General features: G+C 48.0%; 20 protein-coding genes. 16 read left to right on the forward strand and 4 right to left on the reverse strand.

Going from position 1 to position 25,426, the window contains the following annotated elements:
• Positions 1–113: 113 nt before the first annotated feature.
• Complete coding sequence (locus ACED36_RS04760; RefSeq protein WP_016961957.1) at positions 114–1,565, reverse strand: dihydrolipoyl dehydrogenase; 1,452 nt, start codon at positions 1,563–1,565, stop codon at positions 114–116.
• A gap of 104 nt (positions 1,566–1,669) precedes the next feature.
• The gene (locus ACED36_RS04765) at positions 1,670–2,401 is read right to left on the reverse strand and encodes a glutathione peroxidase (RefSeq protein WP_016961958.1); all 732 of its coding nucleotides are present in this window, start codon (positions 2,399–2,401) and stop codon (positions 1,670–1,672) included.
• 149 nt (positions 2,402–2,550) lie between these two features.
• On the opposite strand from ACED36_RS04765, the gene oxyR reads away from it, so the two are divergent.
• Positions 2,551–3,459, forward strand: coding sequence for a DNA-binding transcriptional regulator OxyR (oxyR, locus tag ACED36_RS04770; RefSeq protein WP_026023775.1), 909 nt, complete (start codon positions 2,551–2,553; stop codon positions 3,457–3,459).
• A gap of 81 nt (positions 3,460–3,540) precedes the next feature.
• On the opposite strand, the gene ACED36_RS04775 is transcribed toward oxyR, so the two are convergent.
• On the reverse strand, positions 3,541–6,054 hold the full coding sequence (locus tag ACED36_RS04775) for a penicillin-binding protein 1A (RefSeq protein WP_016961960.1): 2,514 nt from the start codon (positions 6,052–6,054) through the stop codon (positions 3,541–3,543).
• A 117-nt stretch (positions 6,055–6,171) separates the two neighbouring features.
• Between ACED36_RS04775 and pilM the strand changes: the two genes are divergently transcribed.
• From pilM to ACED36_RS04820, 9 genes are all read left to right on the forward strand, one after another.
• Complete coding sequence (gene pilM, locus ACED36_RS04780) at positions 6,172–7,146, forward strand: type IV pilus biogenesis protein PilM (RefSeq protein WP_016961961.1); 975 nt, start codon at positions 6,172–6,174, stop codon at positions 7,144–7,146.
• Positions 7,130–7,717, forward strand: coding sequence for a PilN domain-containing protein (locus tag ACED36_RS04785; protein ID WP_016961962.1), 588 nt, complete (start codon positions 7,130–7,132; stop codon positions 7,715–7,717). Before pilM ends, ACED36_RS04785 begins: the two co-directional genes overlap by 17 nt.
• Positions 7,707–8,300 (forward strand): type 4a pilus biogenesis protein PilO, encoded by a 594-nt coding sequence (locus ACED36_RS04790; protein ID WP_016961963.1) that lies wholly within the window; start codon positions 7,707–7,709, stop codon positions 8,298–8,300. The genes ACED36_RS04785 and ACED36_RS04790 overlap by 11 nt, the downstream gene beginning before the upstream one ends.
• Entirely contained in the window at positions 8,297–8,818 is a 522-nt protein-coding gene (locus tag ACED36_RS04795) for a pilus assembly protein PilP (RefSeq protein ID WP_016961964.1), read from the forward strand. Before ACED36_RS04790 ends, ACED36_RS04795 begins: the two co-directional genes overlap by 4 nt.
• Before the next feature lie 9 nt (positions 8,819–8,827).
• Positions 8,828–10,600, forward strand: a complete 1,773-nt coding sequence (locus ACED36_RS04800) for a type IV pilus secretin PilQ (protein WP_241823310.1) — start codon at positions 8,828–8,830, stop codon at positions 10,598–10,600.
• 284 nt (positions 10,601–10,884) lie between these two features.
• The gene (aroK, locus tag ACED36_RS04805; RefSeq protein ID WP_026023777.1) at positions 10,885–11,403 is read left to right on the forward strand and encodes a shikimate kinase AroK; all 519 of its coding nucleotides are present in this window, start codon (positions 10,885–10,887) and stop codon (positions 11,401–11,403) included.
• Between the two features lie 18 nt (positions 11,404–11,421).
• Positions 11,422–12,498 carry a 3-dehydroquinate synthase gene (gene aroB / locus ACED36_RS04810; protein ID WP_016961967.1) on the forward strand — a complete coding sequence of 359 codons (1,077 nt, stop codon included), beginning with the start codon at positions 11,422–11,424 and terminating at the stop codon, positions 12,496–12,498.
• 30 nt (positions 12,499–12,528) lie between these two features.
• Positions 12,529–14,037 (forward strand): AAA family ATPase, encoded by a 1,509-nt coding sequence (locus tag ACED36_RS04815; RefSeq protein WP_016961968.1) that lies wholly within the window; start codon positions 12,529–12,531, stop codon positions 14,035–14,037.
• 104 nt (positions 14,038–14,141) lie between these two features.
• Positions 14,142–14,975 carry a Dam family site-specific DNA-(adenine-N6)-methyltransferase gene (locus ACED36_RS04820; protein ID WP_016961969.1) on the forward strand — a complete coding sequence of 278 codons (834 nt, stop codon included), beginning with the start codon at positions 14,142–14,144 and terminating at the stop codon, positions 14,973–14,975.
• A gap of 24 nt (positions 14,976–14,999) precedes the next feature.
• On the opposite strand, the gene ACED36_RS04825 is transcribed toward ACED36_RS04820, so the two are convergent.
• A complete protein-coding gene (locus tag ACED36_RS04825) occupies positions 15,000–15,215 on the reverse strand; it encodes a DUF2970 domain-containing protein (protein ID WP_016961970.1) in 216 nt (71 codons plus the stop codon).
• A 174-nt stretch (positions 15,216–15,389) separates the two neighbouring features.
• Between ACED36_RS04825 and rpe the strand changes: the two genes are divergently transcribed.
• The 6 genes from rpe to ACED36_RS04855 all read left to right on the forward strand — a co-directional run bounded on the left by rpe (position 15,390) and on the right by ACED36_RS04855 (position 25,399).
• A complete protein-coding gene (rpe, locus tag ACED36_RS04830; RefSeq protein ID WP_017006890.1) occupies positions 15,390–16,064 on the forward strand; it encodes a ribulose-phosphate 3-epimerase in 675 nt (224 codons plus the stop codon).
• 3 nt (positions 16,065–16,067) lie between these two features.
• Positions 16,068–16,766, forward strand: a complete 699-nt coding sequence (locus tag ACED36_RS04835) for a phosphoglycolate phosphatase (protein WP_016961972.1) — start codon at positions 16,068–16,070, stop codon at positions 16,764–16,766.
• A gap of 80 nt (positions 16,767–16,846) precedes the next feature.
• The gene (gene trpS, locus ACED36_RS04840; RefSeq protein ID WP_016961973.1) at positions 16,847–17,863 is read left to right on the forward strand and encodes a tryptophan--tRNA ligase; all 1,017 of its coding nucleotides are present in this window, start codon (positions 16,847–16,849) and stop codon (positions 17,861–17,863) included.
• Positions 17,864–18,110: 247 nt separating this feature from the next.
• On the forward strand, positions 18,111–20,927 hold the full coding sequence (locus ACED36_RS04845; RefSeq protein ID WP_016961974.1) for an ExeM/NucH family extracellular endonuclease: 2,817 nt from the start codon (positions 18,111–18,113) through the stop codon (positions 20,925–20,927).
• A 172-nt stretch (positions 20,928–21,099) separates the two neighbouring features.
• On the forward strand, positions 21,100–24,441 hold the full coding sequence (locus ACED36_RS04850) for a PAS domain S-box protein (RefSeq protein WP_017002702.1): 3,342 nt from the start codon (positions 21,100–21,102) through the stop codon (positions 24,439–24,441).
• Positions 24,431–25,399, forward strand: coding sequence for a two-component system response regulator (locus ACED36_RS04855; protein ID WP_016961976.1), 969 nt, complete (start codon positions 24,431–24,433; stop codon positions 25,397–25,399). Before ACED36_RS04850 ends, ACED36_RS04855 begins: the two co-directional genes overlap by 11 nt.
• Positions 25,400–25,426: the final 27 nt, after the last annotated feature.

Below are 25,426 nucleotides of genomic sequence, written 5' to 3' on the forward strand. Positions count from 1 at the left end.
GCCCTAAAACAATCAACTGCTTGCAGACTACAAATAAAAAAGCCCTCCGTAAAGGAGGGCAAAGTGCAAGTTTACAAATAGACGAATACGTCAGTATTCCAATAAGGGGTGGATTAGCAGCCCGGACCGCAGTCCAGACAATGTTTAATCATTTCAGGACCTAGGTGCAGTTTTGCATTTAGGTCACGAAGGGCGGTGCGCACGCCTTCTTCAATCACTGGGTGGTAGAACGGCATGTCAAGCATCTGCGAAATGGTCATTTGGCTTTGGTGTGCCCATGCAAGCAGGTGTGCAAGGTGCTCAGCATTTGGCCCCATCATTTCTGCGCCCAAGAAACGTCCAGTGCCTTGCTCGCCGTAAACGTTTAACATGCCTTTGTTACGCAGCATCACACGTGAGCGGCCTTGGTTTTCAAACGACACGGTACCAATTTCAAAGCAACCACAGGTGCCAAGACGAGAGGTGATGTCTTTGTAGGTTTCACCAACCATTGCGATTTGTGGATCCGAGAATACCGCCGATATTTTACTGCGACGTAGACCTGCACGGATGTCAGGGAAGCGACCCGCGTTGTCACCCGCAATACGGCCTTGATCGGCAGCTTCGTGAAGCAAAGGCATCTGATTGCTTGAATCACCCGCAATGAAGATGGAATCAACACTGGTTTGCATCGTGTAATGATCGGCTGTCGGTACGCCGCGCGCATCCAATTCCATACCCGTTTTTTCAATGTCTAACTTGTCGACATTTGGACGACGACCTGTTGCGGCTAACACGTAATCAACGACCATGTGTTGCTCCTCGCCTTGCTTGTCGAGGTAACGAATATGAACTTTCTCGCCCTCACGCACCATCTCTTCAACCTTGGCATCGGCATCCAAATAAAACTCTTCATTGAAGGCTTTGTCTGCATAAGCCATTACCGTTGGATCTGTCAGTGGGCCAACTTGTCCGCCAACACCAAACAGTTTCACGTTTACGCCAAGACGATGGAGTGCTTGACCTAACTCTAGACCGATCACGCCAGGGCCAAATACTGCGACGGATTCAGGCAGGTCGTCCCATTCGAACACATCGTCGTTAATGATTAAGCGGTCGCCCAAGTCATTCCAAGGTGCTGGCCATGTCGGGCGGGAGCCGGTTGCAATAACAACGCGCTTTGCTTCGATGCGAGTGTGGTCATCGACCATCAGTGTATGGCTGTCGATGAATGTTGCGTAGCCTGCCACTTTGTCTTCAGCAGGGATTTCATCAACGCCTTCCAACACAAAGCCGACAAAGCGGTCGCGTTCACGTTTAACGCGATCCATCACTTCACGGCCGTTGATGTTGATTTCACCTTGAGGATAAACGCCGAAGCCTGGCGCTTTCTCGATGTGATGAACAGCTTCAGCGGCGGCAATCAGCAGTTTGGATGGCATGCAACCGACACGGGCACATGTTGTTCCGTAAGGGCCACCTTCAATTATTACAACATTGTCAGTGTGTGCCTTTGCGGCGCGATAAGCACCAAGTCCTGCGGTACCACCACCAATTACAGCTACATCAACATTCAAGGTTTTCATTGTTCTTCTCCAGATGAAACAAATTCCAGAAGGCGCGATAAATCGATAAGGCTTCTAAATAATAAGGGCTGCATGTGCAGCCCTTGGATGACGATTGATTGAGATTAAGCGAAGTACGCTTCCAACTCGTCGCTACCACCAATGTGCTTACCACCGATGAAGACTTGCGGTACGGTTGCACGGCCGCTTATCGCGCGGAGGCTAACGGTAGTGGCATCTTGACCAAGTACAATTTCTTCGAACTGTAGCTTGTTATCGATCAGCAGTTGTTTTGCTTTCGAGCAGAAAGGACAACCTGGTTTGCTGAATACCGTAATGGATTCTTGCAGTTTATGGTCTGGTGCAATGTATGCCAGCATGGTGTCAGCGTCAGACACTTTGAACGGGTCGCCTGGCTCGTTTGGCTCGATGAACATTTTCTCTACTACGCCATCTTTGACTAGCATGCTGTAACGCCATGAGCGCTCACCAAAACCAATGTCATCTTTGGCGACTGCCATGCCCATGCCGCGAGTAAACTCTGCATTGCCGTCTGGGATGAAGGTAATGTTCTCTGCGTCTTGGTCAGCTTTCCATGCGTTCATCACGAAGGTGTCATTCACGGAGACACAAAGGATGTCATCAACGCCGTGCTCTTTAAAGACAGCGTGCAGCTCGTTGTAGCGTGGCAGGTGAGTGGATGAACACGTTGGCGTAAACGCACCTGGCAGGCTGAATACAGCGACTGTCTTGCCAGCAAATAGTTCGTCAGTTGTGACGTTAACCCATGCGTCGCCTTGGCGAGTTGGGAACGTTACGTTTGGGATTTTTTGACCTTCTTTGTTAATCAGTTCCATGGTGTTACCCCTTAAATAATTATTGTTTTTTAGTTCTTTAATCCGGTGTTCCCGGTTGATGTGGTTATATTATGCCGAGAGGGGTAGATAGATCTAATTGATTAGGTTTATCATTTTAATAAGTGAAATCTATCAAAGGGGCATTTGGCGTGAATATCCGAGATCTCGAATACTTGGTGGCTTTGTCTGAGCATCAGCATTTTCGCAAGGCTGCAGAGGCATGTTTTGTCAGTCAACCTACTCTGAGTGGACAGATACGCAAGCTTGAAGATGAGCTTGGCGTGATGTTGCTTGAGCGTACTAGCCGAAAAGTGTTGTTTACTGATGCGGGAATGCAGCTTGTTAGGCAAGCGCAAAAGATCCTGATGGAAGTAAAAGTGCTGGAAGAAATGGCGAGTCAACAAGGGGAGGAGATGTCGGGCCCTTTGCATGTTGGGTTTATTCCCACGATTGGTCCGTATCTATTGCCGTATATAGTGGCTGCCATTAAGCAGGCTTTCCCTGAGTTAGAGCTATTTTTGCACGAGGCGCAAACCCATCAATTGGTGCAACAGCTCGATGAAGGCAAGCTTGATTGCATTATCGTCGCGACAGTCAAAGAGACCGAGCACTTTAAAGAAATCCCGCTTTATCTCGAGCCGATGTTGGTGGCTGTGCCAGAAAGCCATCGTTGGGCAAAAGAAAAAGAAATCACTATGCCGTCATTGCATGGAGAAAACTTATTAATGCTTGCTGATGGGCACTGCTTGCGCGATCAGGCGCTGGGCTTTTGTTTTGCGGCAGGTGCAAAAGAAGACACACGATTCCGAGCAACCAGCTTGGAAACGCTGCGTAACATGGTCGCAGCCGAAACGGGGATCACCTTGTTGCCTAAGTTATCCGTCCCGAAAAGTATGCACCGTGATGGCGTGGTTTATATCAAAGCGGTTGATCCGGAGCCAACACGGTTGGTTACCTTGGACTATCGTCCTGGCTCGCCGTTGCGAACACGCTATGAAAAACTGGCTGTTGTGATTGCGGATTCGATGAAAGAAGTGTGTCATCCGGTAAGCCGCTAGAAAAAACGGGTGGGTTAAATGTAACAAAGGCGCCAATCGGCGCCTTTGTTTATGGTAAGTATTGATGTGAGCGGTTAAGTGTTAGAACAGCTCCTCGCCTTCAGACTCATAAATATTGCCGCCATTTGATGCCGCCGCTGAGACATACTCTGTCGGCTCGGTTCCTTTTTGAAAGTACTCAAACATCGAGCTGGCATCATTCTTACGAGTGAGTAGGCCGGTGTCTCTATCGATACGCACTTTCACGATATCTGATGGTACAACCTTGCGTTGTTCTGGCACATCAACCAGTGCGTCTGACATAAAGTCTATCCACGCAGGCTGTGCTGTTTTAGCGCCCGCTTCGCCACCTGAGACTTGATCATTTGCCAAGTTGGCGTTGCGTGACGTTTTGCCCAATTTACGTGAGTGATCATCAAAACCCACCCAGACGGTTGCCACTAGACCTGGGGAGAAACCCGTGTACCATGCATCTTTTGAGTCGTTAGTCGTCCCTGTTTTACCGCCAATATCACGTCGATTTAGCGGTTTTTGTGCGCGCCAGCCCGTACCGTTCCAGCCCGTACCTTGACGCCAATCACCGCCGCCCCAAATGTTTGCTTCCAGCATTTCTCTGACCAAGAATGCGTTCTGCTCACTCACGACCTTAGGTGCAAACTCGGGTTCATTTTCCATGCCTGCGGTTTGCTCTAGTAAATTTTCCTCTTCCGACAAGTTCGCTGAGTCACGCTTGTTGGTTGGGTTATCACAATTTTCATGGCAGATGGTTTGCGGGGTTGCGCTGTATTCTAATTTGCCAAATGCATCTTCGACTTTTTCAATGTAATACGGCTTGAGGTAATAACCGCCGTTTGCAAATACACCAAATCCTTGCGCCATTTCCATTGGCGTCAAACTACCTGCGCCCAATGCAAGTGCTTCTGCGCGCGGTAAGTCATCTTGCTTAAAGCCAAAACGGGTGAGGAAGTCGATTGTTTCATCCAGCCCAACACGACGAAGGACACGCACAGCCATGACATTCTTTGATTGTGCCAAACCGATGCGAGCACGGGTTGGGCCATCATAAGTCGGTGGCGAATTCTTCGGACGCCATGCGACACCCTGACTCGCGTCCCATCGATTGATAGGGGCATCATTAACCAGTGTTGCCAGTGTCATGCCTTGATCAATGGCTGCTGAGTAGATGAATGGTTTAATGCTTGAACCTACCTGACGGATAGACTGTGTTGCGCGGTTGAACTTGCTGTGGACGAAGTTAAAGCCGCCCACCAATGCCTTGACGGCACCATTGTCAGGAGAGATAGCAACCATGGCCGTGTTGGCATCCGGCACTTGGCTGAGGTGCCAAGTGTCATCGATATTCCGGACCCAAATTTGTTCACCAGCACTCAATATGTCTGCGGCTTGTTTCGGCGCAGAACCTTGACGGGTATCGGTGACGTAGCGACGAGCCCATTTCATGCCATTCCAAGGCAGGGTAGCTATATCGCCATTTTGAAGTTCAACCTCGGCGGTTTTTGCGTCAACGTTGGTCACGACTGCGGGCTTGAGTTCGCCATAAGACGGTTGTTTATTGAGGTGTGCTTTGATTTTATCAGCATCCCAAGGCGTGGTTTTATCCTTCCACAATGTCGCAACAGCGCCGCGGTAACCATGGCGTTGGTCATAAGAGATCAAGTTGTTAACAGTAGCTTCTTGAGCTGAATTTTGCAGACGAGAATCGACCGTGGTGTAAACCTTCAAGCCTGATTCATAAACGTCTGCACCGTATTTATCTACAGCCCATGCACGTGCTAATTCTGCCACATAGGGTGCGTTTAGCTCTATTTCAGCGCCATGGTAGCGAGCAACCAGCGGCTCATTTCGAGCCTGCTCATAGTCAGAACGCGTAATGTAGCCCTCGTCCAACATACGTTTCAGTACGACGTTACGTCGATGGGTTGCGCGCTCTACCGAATAAATCGGGTTCATGGTTGATGGTGCTTTTGGCATGCCAGCAAGGGTGGCGATTTCACTCAGGGTGAGTTCGTTCAACTCTTTGCCAAAATACACGCGTGCAGCAGCGCCAAATCCGTAGGAGCGATAACCCAAGAAAATCTTGTTGACGTATAGCGTCATGATTTCTTGTTTTGTCAGCAATTGCTCAATGTGGATGGCGATGAAAATCTCTTTGATTTTCCGCATGATTTTCTTCTCATTAGAGAGGAAGAAATTACGTGCCAATTGCTGAGTAATGGTACTCGCCCCTTGTTTGGCTGAGCCAGACATCGCGACCACAATTGCCGCGCGAGTAATGCCAATCGGATCAATGCCAGGATGCTCGTAAAAGCGGCTGTCTTCGGTGGCGATCAATGCATTCATTAAATTTTGAGGAATTTGATCGTAAGTGACTGGTATACGACGTTTTTCACCAAATTGAGAGATAAGTTTGCCGTCTGCGCTAAATACCTGCATTGGTGTTTGCAACTCGACATCTTTGAGGGTGGCTACATCTGGTAACTCTGGTTTTACATAAATATAAAACCCAAAGATTGTACCCACTCCAAACAATATGCAAATCAATGCAATGATAAGCAGCCGCTTAATGAACTTCACTTGATATTTCCCGTCACGTTTTTTGTCGAACCGTCAGATCGATTAGTGTCGTTAGTATAAAGACAACTGAACAAAAAATAACGGATCCGCAAAGAGAACTTTCAAAAAAGTTACTTGATGCTGACTTTTAAGAAGGTAGCGCTGCAAATGTTTGGTGTAACAACAACAGTGGGCATCGATATTGGCACAAGTGCTGTGCGAGCGGCCTTACTTCAGCAAGGTAGCCAATCAGTCGCGTTAAAAACGCTCTTGGTTGTGCCTTACGAAGTAGAAACATTGGAAGCGGTACTACGAGGGTTAAAAAAGCAGATTAGTAAAGCTTGCTCAATGCCTTGGCATTGGCCAAAACACCAAATCATGGGCGTACCGCAAAGCAGTGTTGCGGTAAAACGTTTTCCGCCACTCGCTGACGTGCCAGATCATGAGCAATTTGTGCAAGTGGGCTTGCAGCTCTCTGAAAGCCTTGGACTGCCTATTGACGAACTGCTTTACGATTATCACGTGCTTGACGATAAAAGTGCGACCGAGGTGTATGCCTGTCGAAAGTCCATGCTTAACGAGACGCTCAATGGGCTTGAAAGTGCGGGTTTTGAGCTTTCTGTGATCGAATTACATACTCAAGCTTTAATGCGTTTATATCGCGAGCAGTCAGGCCATCAGTTGATGCAAGGCATAGGCTTGTTGGTCGATGTGGGCAGTGAGCGGTTACAGATTTGTATGGGAGACGGTCAATCGGGACAGTTTTACCGAGAGTTACCCGCCCCGGTACTGTCTGGAGCCTCTGATGCCAAACTGGCTCGACAGCACTTTACTGAACAGCTTGCTGATGTCATTAAGCGTCATTACCAACTTGCTGCGACACAGCTTTCAGGTGCAGAAGTTTCACATGTTTGGCTATCAGGAGAGAGCGCGAAAAGCGTTGATATTTCATTACTTGAAACGTGTTTGTCTTGGCCTACTCAGGCGCTCAACCCCTTACAGGGGCTGGTCTACTCCCCGAATATCATTGAGCAACTCAACGAGCCAGTCAGTGCTTGGTCTACCGCGATTGGTTTAGCACTTCGAGGAGTCTCGCATGATCGTCAGTATTAATTTACTGCCATGGCGTGATAGTAAACGCTTGGCTATGCGTCGACGATTTTTCCACAAAATAATGATTGCGATTTTAGTCGTGGCTGGATGTGTAGGGATGTCGCGTTGGGTGATTTATCAGCAATTAAACACCCAAGAAACGCGTAACGCACGCTTGCAAACTGAAATCGACAGTTTGAATAGCACCTTGCGCACCTTTGCAAAAAGAGAAATCGAGCGAGATGCGCTTCATCGTCGTTTAACCTTGGTCAACTCGCTGCAAAAACAACGCAATAACGCCACCATGCTGTTCAATCTCCTGCCTCAGATAACGCCTGATGGCGTTGTACTCGATAAAGTATCTATGACTTCAGCCAAGGTAAGCATTGAAGGGCGCAGTCGCTCAAATGCCCAACTGGCTAGCTTGCTGGCATTGCTTGAAGATGATGTTGGCGCAGATAACGTGCAAATTCATTCCATCATTAGTGATTCATCGCGCCCTACGTTGGTGGAAAAGCGATTTAAGGCAACGTTTGAGCTTGTGGGATATGTCATTCCCAATTTGCCGCAGGAGAAAAAAAATGACAGCTGATTGGCGTGATTGGGAAATCGATGAGATCCCTGAATGGTCCCCCGTCGCGCAAAACATCTTGCTTGGCGTTTTGGCTGTAACCCTGTTCGCCGCCTCTATTTTCTTTGTTTTGCTGCCAGCACAGGAGGAAGTGAATGCAGCAAAACAAGAGGAGAGCCTGCTTCGTACGCAGTTTCGTATTAAAGCGGAGCAAGTTGCCGCGTTACCCGACGTTGAAGAGCAAGTGCAGGAGCTACAGCGTTACTATGCGCGCTTAACTCAGCAGCTTCCTGCACAAGATGAACTCGCCCTTTTACTCGCAGGTATCAATGATACTGGGCTCCAATATAACTTGAATTTTGCCCGTCTCAATTGGCGGAGCGGTAAACGTGTCGGTTGGCTTCACCAAGTCCCCCTTGAGATTGAACTTAATGGTAGCTATCGCGATATTGGTCAGTTTTCTGCTGCATTGGCTCGTTTACCACGCATTGTTGCGCTGCAAGATTTCACTGTCTCACGCGTTGATAAGCGCAGCGATCTGCGTTTTGTGGTGACAGCGCATACCTATCGATATGAAAACAGGGAATTCGGGGGGGAGCAATGAGATACCTTTCTGGGCTGGCAGTGACACTGGCGTTAACGGGTTGCATGCAACATGAGACATCTCAAGATTTGGATCGCTTCATTGTGCAGACTTACGCTTCTGCGAAGGTGACTGCGACGCAATTGCCACCAGAGCCTAGCTATTTGGCAATGTCGTTTGAGCCCACTGTTGATTCTGATCCTTTTGTATTACCCATCGCAGAGCAAGAGGACACCTTGGCAAAAGGCGATTGCTGGCAACCTAATGATTTACCGAATAATAGAGATTCCTTGGAGGGGTATGAGCTGGCGTCGTTAGATTTTAAAGGTGTAATTGGCTTACCTGGCAGTTATTGGGCCTTAGTTGAAGCGCCAGATAACACGCTACATCGTGTAGGGCTGGGACGCATGATTGGAAATCATAGAGGTCGTGTCGACAGTATTAGCCAGCACACATTATCTCTCACAGAACATTTGCCGGATGGCCTAGGTTGCTGGCAAGTACGTAACGTCAGATTGGCACTAAATAACAATAAATAAGGGTAAAGAATGAGAAGCCTGAGGAAAGGATGCCAAGGCAACGTAAGCGGAGGTGTGCATTGGATTATTGCTTTAGCATGTCTGTTGCTGACGCCCGTTGTGTCTGCGGCCAACCAGTTACAAAACTTAGAATTTGCAAAGGGGGATAATGGTCGAACACTGCTGACCCTGACATTTGCGGATAAATCCGTTGTTACAAACTTTGATAAGAAAGACAAGACATTGACGATAAGTGCCAAAGCGACACAAATCGAAGATAACTTGATTGGAGCAAGAAGCCTTGACCAGATCGAAACCATCGCGACCTCGTTGGATGTGCAGACGGTTGACGACGACACGCAATTAACGCTAAAGACCAAGGGCTTTTTTGGTTACGACTATTATCAAACCAATAATGTGCTAACGGTAGAAATTATCCCGTTCTCATCGCTGCCTAGCGGTCAGTCTAAAAAAGATAAAGCAGCGAAGAAAAACGCCAATATATCGATTAACTTTCAAGATATTTCTGTGCGTTCAGTCCTGCAGATGGTGGCAGAGCACAATGGGTTTAACTTGGTGGTGTCTGATACGGTAAATGGCAATTTAACGCTTAGGCTCGATGATGTTCCGTGGCAAAAAGCACTAGACACCATCTTGAATGTTAAAGGCTTAGATAAGCGCCAGATGGGCAATATTTTGCTGGTGGCACCCAAAGCTGAGCTTGATGAGCAAGAGCGCTTGGTGCTTGAAAAACGTCGCACCGAAAGAGAGTTGGCATCACTGCGTTCAGAAGTGCTGCATATTAAGTACGCCAATGCCGTCGATCTTAAAAACATGCTTGATGGCGGCGAAGATGAAGGGATCAGTCTACTGACTGAGCGAGGCAGCATCGCTGTCGACTCACGGACTAATGCCCTGGTGATCAGAGATTTGGCCGACAATATTGATGTGGTGAAGTCGCTCATCGCATCATTGGATATTCCTGTTCAGCAAGTGGAGATAGAAGCGAGAATCGTGACCGTTGATGAGGGCACGTTGGAAGAGATTGGTGTGCGTTGGGGCGTGTCTAACACCAATGGTAGCTTTTCAACGGGGGGGTCAATTGAGAGCAATTTGGGATGGAACAAAGGCATTGGCTTTGATACGGGCAGTGGAGATTTTCTCAATGTCAGTAACGTTGACGGGCTTGAGTCTGGCACTGGAAACGTGGATGACTTCCTCAATGTAAACCTTGGCGCGGTGAGCCCTAATGCGGCAAGCATTGCTTTTCAGGTGGCTAATCTAGGCAAAGACTTGCTGTTAGATCTTGAGCTGTCAGCGCTTCAGGCTGAGTCTCGCGCTGAGATCATTTCGTCCCCTCGTTTGCTGACAACCAACAAGCGAGCAGCGTACATTGAACAAGGGACAGAATTGCCTTATCTGGAAGCGTCTTCAAGTGGCGCGGCGGCTGTGTCATTTAAAAAGGCGGTATTGAGTTTGTCAGTGACACCTCAAATTACCCCTGACAACAAATTAGTGTTGGATTTGGAGGTCACCCAAGATAAGCCAGCTGGCACAGTAAAAGCGGGTACGGGTGAAGCAATGGCTATCAATACTCAGCGAATTGGTACACAAGTTCTCGTTAATGATGGTGAAACTGTCGTGCTCGGTGGTATTTATCAACACGAAATGATGGAAGGTGTCGATAAAATCCCCCTACTTGGTGACATTCCTGGACTAGGGCAACTCTTTCGCCGTAACTATGAAACCATGGGCAAACGGGAGCTTCTTATCTTTGTTACACCAAGAATCATGACGCAATAAAGTCATTTAAGTCATTGTGTTATAATTGTTTACCGTAACAAATCGCATGAACAGGCAGAAGTGAGCACCAAGTGCACATTTCAGCCTGTTTCCTTCTTAACCACACTGTGCCCGTAAATTTAAACAGCCCTAAAGGCGTATTTTAAGTTGCCAAAGGGCTAGTTGACCTGAGATAATTTTTGGTCTGATCACGAATTATCTGTGAGGAAATTGGCGCCTCGGGCTTTCAAGTAGCGAGCCTGCGGGCGGTGTTGTTTTCATTAACCGCGCGTATATTGCTTAACATGGCTGAAAAACGAAATATCTTTCTTGTAGGTCCAATGGGGGCTGGCAAAAGCACAATTGGTCGACACCTAGCACAACAACTACACATGGAATTTTTTGACTCGGACACCGTGATTGAAGAGCGCACTGGTGCTGATATCGCATGGGTGTTTGATGTTGAAGGTGAAGAAGGATTCCGTGTTCGCGAAGAGAACGTCATCAACGACCTGACTGAAAAGCAAGGTATCGTGTTGGCGACTGGCGGTGGTTCTATCCTTAGTAAGGAGAGCCGTAATCGTCTGTCTGCTCGTGGCATCGTTGTGTATCTAGAGACCACTATCGAAAAGCAATTGGCACGTACTCAACGTGACAAGAAGCGTCCATTGCTGCAAACCGATCAACCTCGTGAAGTGCTGGAAGCATTGGCGGAAGAGCGTAATCCTCTTTATGAAGAAATCGCTGACTATGTAGTTCGTACTGATGATCAAAGCGCCAAGGTTGTGGCAAACCAAATCATCGAACTATTGGAAAATCACTAAGCACGAAAAAGGCATTCCATGGAAAGGATCGACGTTAACCTAGGCGACAGAAGCTACCCCATATCAATTGGTGCTGGATTGCTCTCAGATCCCACCTTCTTTTCTGATGCTAAAGGTCGTCAAGTGGTGGTTGTCACTAATGACACCGTTGCTCCGCTGTATGCGGATCGTCTCCTGGAAACCTTGAGAAAAGCTGGTGGTTTGCCAGCTTTGCTTACCCTTCCCGATGGTGAGCAGTACAAAACACTAGAGACATTCAACACCATCAATACCTTCTTGCTTGAAGGTAATTACGCCCGTGACGTTTTGATTGTCGCGTTAGGTGGTGGTGTGATTGGTGATCTGGTGGGCTTTGCTGCGGCTTGTTATCAGCGTGGTGTGGACTTTATTCAAGTACCTACTACCCTGTTATCGCAAGTGGATTCCTCTGTGGGGGGGAAAACCGCGGTGAACCATCCTCTTGGTAAAAATATGATCGGCGCGTTTTATCAACCTAAAGCGGTCGTGATTGATATTGAAGTGATGAAAACCTTACCTGCACGTGAATTTGCAGCGGGTATGGCTGAAGTTATTAAATACGGCATTATTGTCGACAGTGCCTTTTTTGCATGGCTTGACGAAAACCTCGATGTACTCAACCAGCTTGATTCATCGGCTTTGGTGTATGCCATCAAGCGTTGCTGCCAGATTAAAGCGGATGTTGTTGCTGAAGATGAGAAAGAGTCTGGCGTTCGCGCGTTGCTCAATCTTGGTCATACTTTCGGTCATGCAATCGAAGCTGAAATGGGATACGGCAATTGGTTGCATGGCGAAGCGGTTGCCGCAGGTACCGTGATGGCTGCCAAAACGGCTCAGATTCAACAACTGCTTTCGCAAGAAGATGTTAGCCGTATCACTTCTTTGCTTGAAAAAGCGAATCTCCCCGTGAAAGCACCAGCAAGCATGGACTATGATGCGTTTATTAAGCATATGAAACGCGATAAAAAAGTGCTTTCAGGGCAACTGCGATTCGTGCTGCCAACATCGATTGGTACGTCCGAAGTGGTTGCAAACGTAACATCCGAGACGCTTGCTGAGGTCATTAAGACACACTAAGCGGGTTTGTATATGACAGGCTCCCATGACATGATCGCGCTGGATTTGGACAGTCAGATCCAGCTTTTGTCGAGAATTCAGTTTCTTACTCGATTCAGTTCTAACCTTGTTCAAATCACTGGCGAGCCTGGTGCAGGTAAGACGTGGTTGAGCGAACGCTATCTCGAGAATTGGGCGAACGAGCCCACCCAATCCCTTCTTATCTGCAACCATAGTCAGCAAGATGCGCAACATCGCGCAATCATCTTGCGTCAAATCGTGCGTGATGGCGTGTTCAATGAGCATGATTCCATGCTCCAAAGTCTCGAATATATGCTGGAAGGCAATGGGGTTCATGCCCTTATTGTCATTGATGATGCGCAACGTTTGAGTGCCTCGTTAATCGCTGAGCTATGGGCATTGGTGACGCAAGCACAGCAGAGAGATGATTGGCAAATCAATGTGTTGCTGTTTAGTTTGCGTGGTAAATTGAACAAGTGGTTGCACAAAGTCTCTTACGGTCAAGGTGTTAAACCGTTAGAGTTAGAAATCAGCCCACTGGCTGATAATGAACGCGAGATGTTCATCGAAGTCATGATGGTCAACCGCCAATTGGATGCAGCGCAGCGCAGAGCGCTAAAGCAAAAAGCTGCCTCTTTGCCTTCTTTACCCGGCGCTTTGAGAGGGCTGGAACAGCAGGAGACTTCTCTGATGGAAGAGAAAAAACGTCGCTCACCTTTGCCTTTGATTATTCTATTGTTCCTTCTTTTTGCATTAGGTGGTGGTTTGGTGTGGTGGTCAATGGCACCTCAAACGTCACAAGAAGAAGTCGTTGTTGAAACACCGGATGGTGTGAAAGAGTTGGCTGCGATGTTGGCCGAAAAAGAAAAAGAGCTAGCGCAACAAACCGCGGAACAGCAGGGGGAAAAGGCGCTATCGGATACCTCCGAGGTCACTGATGACATGATTTTTCTGCCCGTCGCGCCCGTTGTAGAAGGCATGACTGTTGGGCGTCGCGACCAAGACCGAAGAATTGTTGTTCCAGACAAAGTGGTTGATGCCATCATGGATGATCAAGAAATTGGCGGAGACGGCACCAATGCAGTGACCGAGCCATTAATCCCTGAATTAGCAACACCACAATCAAACACCGCCGCTCAAGCCAATACACAAACAAGCGGAGAAGCGCTCGTTGAGCAAGTGGCTGTGGATGAGACGACGGCATTAGTGACTGAATCAGTCAACGCGAGCTCTGACGTGCCGATGGCAAACAATCTACTGCTGACTGTCCCCGCGTCGCGTTATGCGCTGCAGCTTGCCGCGTTACAGTCTACCCAAGCGGTAGACGAGTTCTTATTGCAATATACTTTGCTAGGTCGTGCTTTGGTGTATGAAACGCGCCGAAACGGTGAGGCTTGGTATATGGTATTACTCGGTGACTACCCAAGTGTGGCAGAGGCTCGCCGTGCAGAATTGGCATTGCCTGCCAATATTCGCAACCTGAATCCATGGGCGAAATCCTTCACTCAAATTCATAAAGAGATTGGACTGGTTAATTAAGCGCAACTTGGCTTCACGTCAGGCGCGAAATTACGCTGATTGATGACAAAAAATGAGATACAATCCGCCACCTTTCGAACAGCTGTGGTAGTGGATACACATTAATGAAAAAGCATCGTGCCTTTCTTAAGTGGGCCGGGGGTAAATACTCTCTGGTTGAGGATATCCGCAAACACCTGCCGGAAGGCAAAAAGCTGATCGAACCTTTCGTTGGAGCAGGCTCTGTATTTCTGAATACAGACTTTGAACATTATCGCCTTGCTGACATCAATCCGGATCTGATTAATCTGTATAATTTGGTCAAACAAGAGCCTCAGCGCTATATCGATGACGTGCGAACCTTGTTTACTCAAGAGTACAATCAAAAAGAAGCCTATTTGTCGATCCGCGAAGAATTTAACGCCACCACAGATCCGTACCTGCGTTCATTGTATTTCCTGTATATGAACCGACATGGATTTAATGGCCTTTGCCGCTACAACAAGAAAGGCGGCTTCAATGTGCCGTTTGGTTCGTACAAGAAACCTTATTTCCCGCAAGCGGAGCTTGAGTTCTTTTCAGAGAAATCAAAAAAAGCGATCTTTGTGTGCGAAGGATACGAGCAGAGCTTTAAGAGTGCGCGCCGTGGTAGCGTGATGTACTGCGATCCGCCATACGCACCGCTTTCTTCTACTTCCAATTTCACCACCTATTCCAGTGGTGGGTTCAGTCTTGATGATCAAGCCTTACTGGGTGAGTATGCCCGTAAAGCGGCAATGGATAAGAGTGTGCCTGTGCTGGTTTCAAACCATGATACGCCGCTAACGCGAAGTCTTTATCATGGTGCGCATCTCAATGTGGTGCGAGTGAAACGAACCATTAGTCGAAATGGCAGTGGCAGAAACAAAGTGGATGAGTTGCTGGCATTGTTCGCAAGTGAAAGTCCCGAGTCACCTTAATGCTCGGGCTGCACCAATCAGTGATCACTCATTGGGCATGATCAGTGACACAACCCCAATCAACCCCACGACAAATAAAACCACAAAAACAACACCGACAAGAATATAAGGCAGCATGCTCGATTGCTTGAAGTCCCGCTGCCTATTTTTGTCGGACTGTACGCCAAGCATCGCAGCGAACACACTTTTCACTACCTCCCAAATAGTGACCTTTTCTTCTTTTTGCTCGGTGTCGTGCATACACATTCTCTTTGATATTTGCCTGATCTGACTCCAGCTTAGTCTATTCGTCTGGGTGTCACTTGCGCCATCTGTAAAACTGCCGCGTTATGGTATCAATCAGCGGATCTGATAAGACACACGGTCTTTGATGGGGTAGAATTGCGCCGACTTTTGGGCTAGTGAGGCTATAGGATGAAGGATTTTCTGATTGCACCGTCAATACTCTCGGCGGATTTCGCACGTTTAGGTGAAGATGTCGCAAATGTACTGGCAGCGGGCGCTGACGTGGTGCATTTTGATGTGATGGACAACCATTTTGTACCAAACCTGACGTTTGGTGCGCCTATCTGTCAAGCACTTCGTGACTATGGCATCACCGCGCCAATTGACGTTCACCTGATGGTGAAGCCCGTTGACCGCATCATTCCTGATTTTGCCAAAGCCGGCGCAACGATGATCACCTTCCATGCAGAAGCAAGTGATCACGTAGATCGCAGCCTACAGTTAATCAAAGATCATGGCTGTCAGGCCGGATTGGTTTTCAACCCAGCTACGCCGCTGCACTATCTTGATCATGTGATGGACAAGCTCGACATGATTTTGTTGATGTCGGTTAACCCTGGTTTTGGCGGCCAGTCCTTCATTCCTGAAACATTGAATAAACTGCGCGAAGTGCGTCGTCGTATTGACGAAAGCGGTCGCAATATTCGCCTCGAAATTGATGGCGGCATTAAAGTAGATAATATCCGCGAAGTGGCAGAAGCCGGTGCTGACATGTTTGTCGCAGGCTCAGCTATTTTCAGTCAGCCTGATTACAAAGCAGTGATTGATGAAATGCGCGCGGAACTGAGTAAAGTAGGAAAATAATTCGTGACGGCAACCTTTGAAACCATCAAATACATCGCTTTTGATTTAGACGGTACGTTAGTCGACAGTGCCCCCGATCTTGCCGAAGGCATTCGCATGGCGCTAGCTGACCTTAACCTGCACACGGTGACGGATAACGACGTACGTGGTTGGATTGGCAATGGCGCGGAAATCATGCTCAAGCGTGCTTTAAGCCAAAGCGTTAATATCAATCCAGAATTGGATGAAGCGCTGTACCAAAAAATCCGTGCACGTTTTGATTTTCACTACGCGAACAACGGTCATGACAAAACTGTCGTGTACCCAGGTGTGAAAGACACGCTTTCAGCCTTGAAAGAGGCGGGTTATACGATGGGTATTGTGACCAACAAGCCGTATCAGTTTGTGCCTGAAATTTTGGAAGACCTAGGTTTGGCGCATTACTTTAGTGATGTGATTGGCGGGGATTCTTTGCCAACGAACAAGCCGGACCCAGAAGGGTTGGTTAGCCTACGTGACAAGCATGGTTTGAGCGATGTGCAAATGATGATGGTAGGTGACTCGAAAAACGATATCCTAGCCGCCAAAAATGCTGGCATTATCTCTGTTGGCCTGACATATGGGTATAACTATGGCGAGCCAATTAGCGACAGCGCGCCGGAATTTGTCGCAGACCAATTTAACCAGCTTTTAACGGTTCTCAGCACCGAAAAAACAGCGTAAATTAAAGATTCGAATTTTCTCGAACATACAGCCAGCGTTTAGTCACGCTGGCTGAATTGACTGACAGGAACAGAAAGAACATGAGTAATCCTACGACCAAACCCATTGTACTTAGCGGTGTTCAACCTTCTGGTGAACTCAGTATCGGCAACTACATTGGAGCTTTGCGTCAGTGGGAACAGATGCAAGATGACTACGATTGCCAATACTGCATCGTTGACTTGCATGCCATTACGGTACGTCAAGAAGCGTCAAAGCTTCGTGAAGCCACGCTGGACTCGCTTGCACTGTGCCTTGCTGTGGGTGTAAGCCCAGAAAAGAGCAATCTGTTTATTCAATCTCACGTGCCAGAGCATGCACAATTGGGTTGGGTGCTGAATTGCTACACCCAAATGGGTGAGTTAAATCGCATGACCCAGTTTAAAGATAAATCATCTCGCCACGCTGAAAATATTAATGCGGGTCTGTTTGGTTACCCCGTATTGATGGCTGCTGACATTTTGCTGTATCAAGCGAACCAAGTGCCTGTTGGTCATGACCAAAAGCAGCACCTTGAGCTAGCACGTGATGTCGCACACCGTTTCAACAATGTGTATGGCGAGGTGTTCTCTGTACCAGAGCCTTACATCCCGCAAGTGGGTGCACGCGTGATGAGCTTGCAAGATCCGACTAAGAAGATGTCGAAGTCGGATGATAACCGCAACAACGTGATTGGTTTGCTAGAAGATCCAAAAGCCATTGCGAAGAAAATTAAGCGCGCCATGACGGATTCAGAAGAGCCGCCACGTGTGCTGTTCGACATCGAAAACAAGCCGGGTGTCGCGAACTTGATGGGCTTGATGTCTGTTGCGACGGGCAAGACGTTTGCTGAAATTGAAGCAGACTACGCCGACAAAATGTACGGTCACCTAAAAACCGACACGGCAGACGCCGTGGTGGCGATGCTTGAGCCTGTACAGGCGCGTTATAAGCAGTTCCGTGAAGATCGTGACTATCTTGATCAGGTTATGAAAGCGGGTGCTGAAAAAGCCTCCGTACGTGCAGCCGTGACACTGAAGAAAGTGTACGAAGCTGTGGGTTTTGTGACCCGTCCATAGTCTTCGCCAACATCGATAAAAAGCAGCCTAACCGCTGCTTTTTTTGTCTCCAAATCCTCCCAATCTCAATCTGTTTGCGACGCACTTAACGATTTCGGTTTGTGTTGAAGCTTGAATCAGTATCCTATTTCAAAAAGAAACGCCCTCTCTCTATTAGAAGAACTGCGGCTTTCATCACTTAAATGAAATCTCAGGCTGTTAAATCATTTGTTGTGTTTATGACTTCACACGCAAAAAAGGACAGCAAATGAAGACTTCAACATGGAGCTCTCTGGCTCTAGCTTTAAGTGTCGCTCTGCCCGCCAGCGCCGATGTATTGATCACGGAATATGTCGAAGGCTCGTCAAACAACAAGGCGATCGAAATTTCCAACCTCGGTACGTCCAGTGTTGCGCTGGATAATTGGGTGTTGAAATTGGCGTTCAACAGTAACCAGACGTTCTCATCCACCATCGCCCTTTCTGGCTCATTGGCCGCAGGGGAGAGTGTTGTGGTGGGGAACAGCAACGCGTCTGCTGATGTCACCGACGTCAGTCAAATCACTTCTGGTTCGTTAAGCTTTAATGGCAATGACGTGGTGGCATTGGTTGATGATAACGACAATGTCGTCGACAGCTTAGGTGAGCTTGCCTTGGGATCGACGTATGCCGCCAACACAACGTTGCGTCGCAAAGAAGGCAGTACTGGCCGTACTGATGTCACCGTCGCGTTTGACCCCGCAGTGGAGTGGCAAAGCTTCGCTCAAGATACGTTTGATGGCCTTGGTTGTAGTGGCCTTGAGGCATGTGATGGCGGCGGGGGGGGTGGCAATACCTTTACATGTGTCGATGAAACCTTAACACCAACCTATGCCGTGCAGGGTAGCGGGGCGCGCAGTCCACTTGTCCCAGATGGCAGTTTTGAGAGTACGGACGACTACTTTGTTTCCGGTGTGGTCACAGCAGTGACGACAGGGTTGTACAAAGGCTTTTGGCTGCAAGATGCCAACGGCGACAATGACGCTGCTACCTCTGATGGTCTCTTTGTTTTCACGAGCCAAGCACCGACTGATGTGGAACCCGGCATGCAAGTCTGTGCTGGTGGTAAGGTCAAAGAATTCTTCAGCTTTACCGAGTTGGATGCATCCGGCAACAACTGGGAAGTGATCGATACTGTCGGTGAATTGGCTGCCACGGATCTGGTGGTAGATGAAGGTGAAACTTTAGATGACGCACTGGAACGCCACGAAGGCATGAAAGTCCGTCTGACACAGACCAGCGATATGGTTGTCACGCGTAACTTTGGTTTCGATTTTGACGCGTTCCGTAACAATATGGTGCTGTCACATGATGAGCCACTGTTCAAGCCGACTCAGCTTCACATTGCAGGCTCGCAGGAGGCGGCGGATTTAGTTGCAGAAAATGATGCCAACCAACTGTTTATTGAGTCTGATCTGAAAGCGCCAGATGGTGTAGTGCCGTATTTCCCTGACCTGGATGCTGAGCAAGGTTACATCCGTATCGGTGATACCGTGACCAACCTTGAAGGCGTGATTGGTTATAGCTTTAGTGACTATCGTCTCGTGACAACCAACACGATTACTGCGGGTGATTTTGTGCGCGAGCAAGATCGCACCGCCGCGCCGCAATCCTTCGACGACACCAATTTGAAGGTTGCTAGCTTTAACGTGTTGAACTACTTCACCAGTGCCAGCGCTATTGGTGGTGACTTGAATGTCACCTGTGACGATCAGGCGGATGCGGATGCATCTCGCGGCTGTAACCGAGGTACCAAAGACGCGGCAGAGTTTGCGTTGCAACAGGCGAAAATCGTTAATGCATTGCAGGCAATGAATGCAGATATCGTTGGCTTGATGGAAATCGAGAACAATGGCTTTGCTGATTCTGGCGCATTGGCGAACTTGGTGACCGAGCTAAACAGTCGTTTTGCTGATGAAACGGATCATTACACCTATGTGACACCAGCAACCAATGATCTGACCGAAGGGGCGTTCCTAGGTGGTGACGCGATACAAGTGGCGTTGATTTATCGTCCTGAGAAAGTCACACCAGCTTCCGACGCCGTGGTCGTGCGTATGCCTGAGCAGCACATCAGTGGTGCTAACCCTGATGGTGAGGAGCGTCAATTAGATAAGTTCCAACGTGATAGCTTACTGCAAACCTTCAGTGTGGTTGAGGGTGAAAATCTATCCGTTGCCGTGAGCCACTTTAAATCGAAAGGCTCTGGCTGCTATGAAGATTGGGTTGCGGGCGAATTCAATGATGACCCCGCCGATCTGCAAGGGCGCTGTAACGAATTCCGTGTGTCAGCAGCAGAAACACTCGGGAACGCGTTAATCGATGTGCAAGGCGATATCATTGCGCTTGGCGACTTCAATGCCTACGGACAAGAAGATCCCATGCGTGTAATGACCGATTATGACGCTGCCAATGCATCGCGCAAAATTGTCACGGCGGCTGGCACCTCGATTGCGGGTGTTACGCTGGATGAAATGGCGCGGGAAGTGGGTGATGGCTTCGGCTATGTCAATCTGGCGACTTACGCTTTAGGTGATGATGCTTTCTCTTATACCTTTGACGGCGAGCTAGGTAGTTTGGATCACGCTGTCGGTAATACGAGCGTGGTTGAAAAGCTTACTGGCGTGGAAGATTGGCATATCAACTCGGTAGAAAGCACCTTGTTTGAATATTCTGGCCGCTTTACCGGTGATTTGGTTAAATCGGATAATCCGTATTCATCCTCTGATCACGATCCTGTGATTGTCAGTTTGAATTACGTCGAGGCGCCACAGAAATTCACGTTGAGATTCAAAAACAAAAGCTTCTTCTGGGTACAACCCACCATTAACGGTGACGTTAACCCAAATCGTCCTTGGCTGCGTTGGAAGAGCAATCGTAAGTACAATCAAAACAGCGAATTTGTTACCAATGAAGGTATTGGCTACGGAGATTCGGTATCACTCGGCATTCGTCTTTGGGGCTTTATTGATATCCCATGTGGACAGGTCACACTCGATGAGAAAACAACCGCTGTTTTCCGTCGCTTTACCTGCAACATCAAATAATGAGGTTTTAATCTAAAAATAGGCTCCTGCGGGAGCCTATTTTTTACCCTTCTTTTAATGGGTTGCCCGCTGATTCTTTACTACGCTTATAAGTGTCTCACTTGAGCGGCGAACATCTCTTTATTGAGCGGTGCTTAACTGCGTATCTCCTTGAGCTGAATCGGTAGCGTGCATGTCAATCATTGAATCACTGTCATTATTTTTCCTGCCTTCGGTCACTTATCAGCCATTGCCCCATAGTTTTACTGGCCCATGGGTGTTGCTGCTTGCGTCAGTCGCTACGTTTATCACGGCGACACTCGCCTTTTTGCATCGCCCGTTGCAGACAAAACGTGTGGCGCTTATCCGGTTTTCTCCTATCTTAGTCAATGCTCTGACATTAACGGTCGGTATGGCTTTATTGCCCATCGCCACTGTGTTGTCTGTGTCATCATTTCAAGATCAAGGTTTCCTCCCCCTCTTGTTTGTTTTGCCATTGGCCTTGACGTTTTTTTTGAACGTAACGGCGCTTCGAATGATCGCTTTTACGTTCAATCCGCCGCTCAAAATATTCATCGCAGCAGGATTAATGACACTGTCCTTGATTGTGCAAAACATACTGGTTTATGCCGGTATTAATGGCGTCGCGATCGCACATTTTGACCTGGCGGTGTTCACCATGGCACTAGGAGTAGGGGCACTATTAATCGCATTTGCTCTTTGGTTTCGTTTTTCTAAACAAAAAAATATGCTTTGGGAGCGTGATATTTCCGGAGCCCTAGCGAGTGGGCTTTGCGTCACGATAGCGCTACTCGTGAGTGCGATTTTATCGTGTGAAGCCATTTTGTTATCTGCGCAACCTAACCGTATTGATGCACTTCCTTTTGCGGTGCGCGATGTGCTGATGATTTTGATCTTTAGCTTCACCTTCGTTGTGATGTTCAGCCAACTCGCCAATACGTTGTTTGATGTTAAAGCCAAAGCTAATCGCTTAGGTGAAAGCGAGAAAAAGCTTGATGCGATTTTACATACCGCGACTGAGGCGATTATTTCGCTTGATGGCAAAGGCACCATCACGTTTTTCAACCAGGCTGCAGAAAATGTATTTGGTTGGCATGCCTCTGATGCAACGGGGAAAAACATCCGTATTTTGGTCACTGACGAACATCAGCATCGTCATGATATGTACATTCATAATTTTTTGGAAAATAGAGAGTCAGGCGTAGTAGGCAGTGTTCGCGAAGTGATGGCCAAGCACAAAGACGGTTCCGTATTCCCTGTTAGGTTAGCGATTGGCTATCACCAAGATGCAGCAGGGCATCATGAATTTGTAGGCGTTCTTTCTGATATTTCCGAACAGCGACACCTCGCATGGGCTTTAAGAGAAAACGCGAAACAGTATCGCTCGTTAGTGGCTAATTTACCGTGCATGGCTTTTCGTGAAATGACGGGTGCAACGCGTCATATGGTTTATATCAGTGATGCAGCAAAATCGATTACGGGTTACAGCGCATCTATTCTGACGGGTGAAAACGGGGTCTCTCATTTTATTGATCGTATTCATCAAGAAGACACCGCTAATTATCGCAAAGCACGTGAATTAGCGGCGAGACGAAACGGTAAATATGACTGTGAATATCGCTTTATAAGCCGCGATGAAGAAGAAAAATGGTTCTGGGAGATTGGGCACAGCTATCGTGCCGAAGACGGCAGCACCTGGATTGATGGCGTCATTATCGACATCACCGACAAGCGCGAAGCCGAAGAAGAGTTTGAAGAGAAAATACGCTTAGCTGAAAAAGCGTCACAGTCGAAGGCCTCTTTCTTAGCCAACATGAGTTACGAGTTTCGCTCGCCGATGAATTCCATATTGGGGCTGACAGAAGTCTTGATTGATGAAGAAAACAACCCCGTTCATCGTCATCATTTGGAGGTCATCAGAGAGTCGGGTAACAGCTTGTTAAAACTAATCAATGACATTCTGGACACGTCCAAACTCGAAAGTCAGTCGCTGCCGCTCGATATTGGCGACTTCTCCTTAGTGCAACTTTGCCGCCAAATCGAGTTTATTGCTCGCGAGACCGTGCAGGCACGAGATCTGCACGTTACCTTGGATTACAGCGATCATTTATGGGAGCACTACGTGGGCGATTCACGCCGAATCAAACAACTGCTTCAAAACATGATGCGAAGTGCATTGACGAAAACTGACAAAGGTAATGTTGCCTTGCATGTATTGCCGACGGACAACATGGTTCGTTTTGCGGTGGCAAGTTACTCGTTAGAAAATGCCCATTCACTGTCTAAGAACAACGAAAAGTCCAGTCAAACCTTGTCCGCAACCCTTGTCACTCAGCTTATCGAGCTTATGAATGGCAAGCTTTGGTTTGACGGAGAATCTATTCATGGTTCGGTGATTTATGCTGATTTACCCATTATTCCTACTCAAAGCAATGCGGGGCTCAACAGTGAACCTATCCGCTATGCCTTACCGCCGCTGGAAGTCTTGGTGATAGATGATGTTCAGCGCAACCAGCAGGAGTTGCGCGATATGTTATTGCGCCAAGGGGTGAAAGTGCTGACCTATACGGATATCGATTCCGCTCAAGATGTGATCAAGACTCAGCCAGTGGATGTGGTTTTGTTTGATGCTTATCTTGATGAGCAGCATTACCCAACACCGAAGATCTTGCGGGAGTGGTCAAAACAAAGCGGTATAGAGTCGTTAAACGTGATAGCAATGAAGCTTGTGGTTGATCCAACTACCGACGCTGATTGGGAAGAAAAAGGGTTTGATGCTGTGATTGAAAAGCCCTTTCGTAGCGATGCCATATTTGAGGTATTGAAAAACTGCTGCGGCAGTGATGAAAACGACAACAATGTAGCAATCTTGAATAGGGTTGAGCAGGAAAAAGAGAAAGACTACTTCAATGATTCATGGGCATTCCGTCATTGGCCGACATCGGAAATATTACTCAGTGTAGTGGGCGAATATCGCGCCAATTATGCCAATCTTCCGCAGCGTATAGAGCAACTTCTCCATGAGCAACCTGAGGTGTTAGAGCGATTGCTAGCAGAAGCGATAGACGGCGCTCACCACATAGGCTTCCAGCGTGTTGAGCAAGAGTTGACGCGTTTGCTCGCTTACATTGAAGGCGGAGACATGGGGAAAGCGGAATCAAACGTGCAAGCATTAGAAGCATGCTTCGTGGCGACGTTTGAAAGAGCGTTGGCTTACCTTGGCGTGCGTGCTGAAGAGCTAGATAAAGATCTGGAATTGGTGAAGCTGACGCCTGATGCATTCGCCCGTAAAGCGGAATTGTTCATTAGCCGATTATCAGAAGGTCAGTTTGATGATGGCTTGTACAAAGAATTGGTGCCCGCATTGGCGGCGTTTGTTGCTCCGTCACTGCTCGCGCAGTTTGTTGGGGCGATTGAAAATTTTGAACTGGATGAGGCGTACGATTTGATCTTAACCATGATGAATGAAATGCCGACATCGCAGCACAGTGGAGTACAAAGTTATGGCGTATAAAATCCTGGTTGTTGATGACGAACCCAGCAATCTGCATGTGATGCGTACCATCTTGCAAGAGCAGTACACCTTGATTTTCGCCAAGAGCGGCGAGCGCGCGATTGAACTGACGATGCAGCAACGACCTGATTTGATCTTACTTGATATTATGATGCCGGGAATGAATGGCTACGAGGTGTGTCGGCAGCTAAAAAGTGAACGAGGTGTCAGTCATATTCCTATCGTGATTGTCTCGGCGCTCGACGAATATCAAAGCGAAGTCGAAGGGCTAAAAAGCGGTGCAGCGGATTTTCTCATTAAGCCTGTTTCACCAGAGTTAGTGAAGAGTCGTGTTGCCAACTTGCTGGGGGAATCTCGCGCTAATACCATGCGTGAAAATTACCAACTGGTCATGAATCAAATCGCGGCGGTGGCTGCGCTTCACAACAACGACGTCGAAATTGCAGCGCCTCGTATCGCCGAACTCAGCGAGTGGTTAGCGATGCAATATGGTTTGACCAAATCGAAAGCGGAAGATATTTCTTTGGCCTACCCACTTTGTTCGATTGGCGAGCTTTGGGATGATGGCGGCAATAATACATCGGCAGACAGTCGAAGCATGTTGCTCCTATCTGAAGCAACCAAAGGCTTTGCCTGTGTCTCAGTGACTTTGCTGACGTACAAAAACACCCGTTGGGATGGGTCGGGTTTTCCGGAAATTGAAGGAGAGAAAATTCCAGAGGAGTGTCGTGTTGTGTGTGTGGCAGAGCGGTTGGACAGTGAGGTGGAGCGTCGACAGGGCAGCGTTGAAGATCGGGTCGTTGGCGCGATTCAGGCTATCTCTCAAGAAGCCGGCACTTTGATTGATCCTCGCCTTGTCCATATTCTAGACACCAATAGCGGCGAATTATCAAAGTTATACCAAGGTTGGCTCGCTATGCCTTGGCCAACGCCAATTCTGCCTATCAGTGAGTTCTGATGCAGCCATCTAATGCAGCGCGCAGAT

This window comes from Enterovibrio sp. FF113, from assembly GCF_041439165.1.
GTDB classification, from domain to species: domain Bacteria; phylum Pseudomonadota; class Gammaproteobacteria; order Enterobacterales; family Vibrionaceae; genus Enterovibrio; species Enterovibrio norvegicus_A.